Raw genomic sequence first — 3,849 nt, forward strand, 5'->3', positions numbered from 1 at the left:
GCGCTTTACTGACACTGCAAACAGGTTAAAAGCATTAAGACCCGACGCTACTGCTGAAATTGCTCAGCTTGAAGAGCTGTTTAATCAATGGCTGAATGACGTGGCGAAGCCTGTGATTGCTGCCCGGCAGCAATCGCCTGGCAGACTGGATTCTTACGGTGGTAATGCGCTGTATCATCTGAAAAAAATGAAAGGGTTGCTGGATGATTCGGCCTCGGTTATTTCACCTGAGCAACAAGCTCAGCTAACCGAGTTTTCCCGGCTGATTACAGAAGCGGCAACGCTGAGTATTCCGACAGCAAATGCAGCAGGCTGGGCGCAATTGCTGGCATGGGAGCAGCAATTGCAGCAACTGATAAACGGGAGAGAATTCAACATAGAGCAGGCTTTGCCGGTTATCGGGCAAATAGAAGATAAACTTAATGAGCTAACGCATCTGGCGCTTGAAAACGAGTATCAGGCCATTCAGATTATTGCATCGGGTGCCGGGAAAAAACTGATTGATGAAATAAGACCCGTATTCAGCAACAAGTAACTAACGAAGAGCAGCAACTGCAACAGTTATCGGCGAACAATCATGAACTGATGATTAGAGCAGGCTGGCAGTCGCTGGCGCTGCCTGTTGTCAGTTTAATCCTGGGGATGCTGCTTATTTTGCTGATCCAGTCCGAAGTACTGCGGGCCATTGCCGCTTTGCGAAACGGCGCACACCGGATCACACAGGGACAGCTTGATACCCGGGTAGTCAATAAACGTTCAGATGAATTAGGACAGCTGACCCTAAGCTTTAATCAAATGGCTGCACAATTACAAACCGTGCACCAAGAAATGCAGGCGCTGGAAAGCATGCAGTCGATGTTAGCCTCTTCGCAAACCGTAGCCGAGGCCTATGATGCCGCCATGCGGGTATGTAAAAGGTTGCTGCCTCGGATTAACGGCGCCTTTTACGCCATTGCCGCCTCGAGAAATTTAACTGAAATGGTAAATCATTGGGGTGATGCCGCTCACCTTAACAGCCTGTTTGCGCCTAAAGAATGCCGGGCATTAAGAACAGGGCGGATGCATGCTGCAACCGAAAATTCTGTTGAGGTATTTTGCCAGCATATGGCGGCTGGAACCCGGGCCAGCGTTTGTATACCGCTGACAAGTGGCGATGAGAGTCTGGGATTGATGTTGTTAGCCGTTTCGCCGGACAGCGCAATAACTGATATAACAGAGCAGGAAAAACAGCTGGCATTGACGATAGCGGATATGTTGTCGCTGGCGCTGAATAATATCCGGCTGAGCGAAAAACTGCATGCTCAGTCAATCAGGGATCCATTAACCGGCTTGTATAATCGCCGGTATCTGGAAGAAACAATGAAGCGGGAACTGGCGCGCTCTGTCCGTCAGGCCAAGCCGTTATCAGTGGTGGCACTGGATGCGGATTATTTTAAAAAGTTTAACGATCAGTTTGGCCATGATGCCGGTGATAAGGTGCTAAAGGAAATTGCCGAGCAGATGCGCCAGGTGGTGCGTCCATCCGATTTGGCCTGCCGGCTTGGCGGTGAAGAATTTCTGCTGGTAATGCCTGATGCTGATACCGAAATCGCGATCGAGCGGGCAGAGCAGTTAAGAACCCGGATAGCCGCAGTAGTGTTGCATTATCAGGGCCGCTCTTTAGGGCATATTACTGTGTCATTAGGGGTGGCTACTGCGCCAATTCATGCAAAGTCTGCAGCGGAGTTGTTACAAAAGGCCGATGCGGCGCTTTATCTTGCCAAGCACAATGGCCGGAACAAAGTAGAAATAGCCACCGTCCTGGCTGCCAGCAGTTGAATAAAAGCGCAAATGCGCGGCTGTAACTAGACGTCTAAACGTATAGATGTTGACATTACCGGTGGTTTTACGCAACATAGCCGTTATGTCAGTAAAGCGGATGCGGCTATGCCTGTTAAAGTGATCGACCAATTGCCAGCGGTAGAAGCCTTATCGGCTGAAAATGTGTTTGTGATGACCGAAAGTCGGGCACAGTCGCAGGATATCCGGCCTTTGAAGATTGCGATTTTAAACCTGATGCCAAATAAAATTGCCACTGAGTTGCAATTGCTGCGCTTACTGGCGAACAGCCCGTTGCAGGTCGATGTTGATTTGCTGCGGATTGATGATCATGTCAGCAAAAATACCCCGCCAAGTCACTTAAACTGTTTTTACCGCTACTTTTCAGAAGTGCAGCAACAGAAGTACGATGGCTTAATTATTACCGGTGCGCCGCTCGGGCTGGTGGACTATGAAGAGGTCACGTATTGGAATCAGTTTGGTGATATTCTGCGCTGGGCTGATAATAATGTCACGTCGACCCTGTTTTTATGCTGGGCGGCGCATGCCGCGTTGTATCAGTATTATGGTTTGCAGCGGGAAATTCGTGGTGAAAAACTATCCGGGGTTTACTGGCAACAGGTTACTGAGCCGTTGTCTCCGCTGGTGCGCGGCTTTGATCCTGAATTTTTAGTGCCGCACTCGCGTTATGCTCAGGTACCCAAGCAAAAATATCAGCAGCATGAAGATTTACATATTCTGGCTGAGGCCGATGTTACCGGCGCTTATTTATTACAGAACAGCAGTGGCAGCCGGGTATTTGTGACTGGTCATCCGGAGTACGATTTAACCACGCTGGATGATGAATATCAGCGTGACCTGGCCGCCGGCCTGACGCCTAAAGTACCTGAAAATTATTACCGCGATAATGACCCGTTGCAGCGGCCGCAGAAGCGTTGGCAAAGTCATGCATTTTTATTATTCAGCAACTGGCTGAACTATTATGTATATCAGGCCACGCCGTTTGAATTAAGCCAGATTGGACAAAGCGCTGAGCTACCTCGTGTTTGAAAGTTTTTGAATAATAAAGAGCATTTTATGACCGCAAGACTGACCCCCGAACAATTTCGTAAGCTGCTTGCCGAGCGTATTTTTATTCTCGATGGCGCGATGGGCACCATGATTCAGCAGCACCGGCTGGAAGAAGCCGACTATCGCGGCAGTGAGTTTGCTAACTGGCCCTGCGATGTTAAAGGCAATAATGATTTACTGGTATTAACCCAGCCCGGTTTGATTGCTGATATTCACCGGCAGTATCTGCTGGCCGGGGCCGACATTGTCGAAACCAACAGTTTTAATGCGACCACCATTGCGATGGCGGATTATCAGATGGAAGGGTTATCAGCGCGGATTAATCGCGAGGCTGCGGCATTAGCCCGTAAAGTATGCGATGAGATAACGACCCTTGAGCCAGACAAACCCCGCTTTGTTGCCGGTGTGCTCGGCCCCACTAACCGTACGGCATCGATCTCACCTGATGTCAATGACCCTGGCTTTCGTAATGTCAGCTTTGATGAGTTAGTAAATGCTTACACTGAATCTACTCATGCGTTAATCGAAGGTGGCGCCGACATTATTATGCTGGAAACCATTTTCGATACGTTAAATGCCAAAGCCGCCGCGTTTGCTGTGCTGCAGGTGTTCGATGAAGTGGGTTTTAAGCTACCGGTGATGATCTCCGGTACCATTACCGATGCCTCGGGCAGAACCTTATCTGGCCAGACGACCGAGGCGTTTTACCATAGCCTGGCGCATATTGAGCCGGTTTGCTTTGGTCTTAACTGTGCGTTGGGCCCCGATTTACTGCGGCCTTATGTCGAGACCTTGTCAGGTATCTCAGAAGCTTATGTATCAGTGCATCCGAATGCCGGCCTGCCCAATGAGTTTGGTGAGTATGATTTAGGTGCAGCAGAGATGGCTGCAGAGATTGCCGACTGGGCCGCACAGGGGTTTTTAAATATCGTCGGTGGCTGTTGCGGTACAACGCCAGAA

General features: G+C 49.6%; 4 protein-coding genes. All 4 read left to right on the forward strand.

Annotated features, from left to right (window positions below):
• The coding region (locus R3177_RS13715) for a hypothetical protein (RefSeq protein WP_318971584.1) at positions 1-535 on the forward strand (535 nt) is incomplete at its 5' end.
• 50 nt (positions 536-585) lie between these two features.
• The gene (locus R3177_RS13720; protein WP_318971585.1) at positions 586-1,818 is read left to right on the forward strand and encodes a diguanylate cyclase; all 1,233 of its coding nucleotides are present in this window, start codon (positions 586-588) and stop codon (positions 1,816-1,818) included.
• Positions 1,819-1,926: 108 nt separating this feature from the next.
• The gene (locus R3177_RS13725; RefSeq protein WP_318971586.1) at positions 1,927-2,868 is read left to right on the forward strand and encodes a homoserine O-acetyltransferase/O-succinyltransferase family protein; all 942 of its coding nucleotides are present in this window, start codon (positions 1,927-1,929) and stop codon (positions 2,866-2,868) included.
• A 27-nt stretch (positions 2,869-2,895) separates the two neighbouring features.
• A partial coding sequence (locus tag R3177_RS13730) for a homocysteine S-methyltransferase family protein (protein WP_318971587.1) occupies positions 2,896-3,849 on the forward strand: 954 nt, incomplete at its 3' end.

This window comes from Arsukibacterium sp. (assembly GCF_033722355.1).
Classification (GTDB): Bacteria; Pseudomonadota; Gammaproteobacteria; order Enterobacterales; family Alteromonadaceae; genus Alishewanella.

Coding starts and splice junctions, on each gene's coding strand:
- R3177_RS13720 (WP_318971585.1), top strand. CDS start 586: ATGATTAGAGCAGGCTGGCAGTCGCTGGCGCTGCCTGTTGTCAGTTTA.
- R3177_RS13725 (WP_318971586.1), top strand. CDS start 1,927: ATGCCTGTTAAAGTGATCGACCAATTGCCAGCGGTAGAAGCCTTATCG.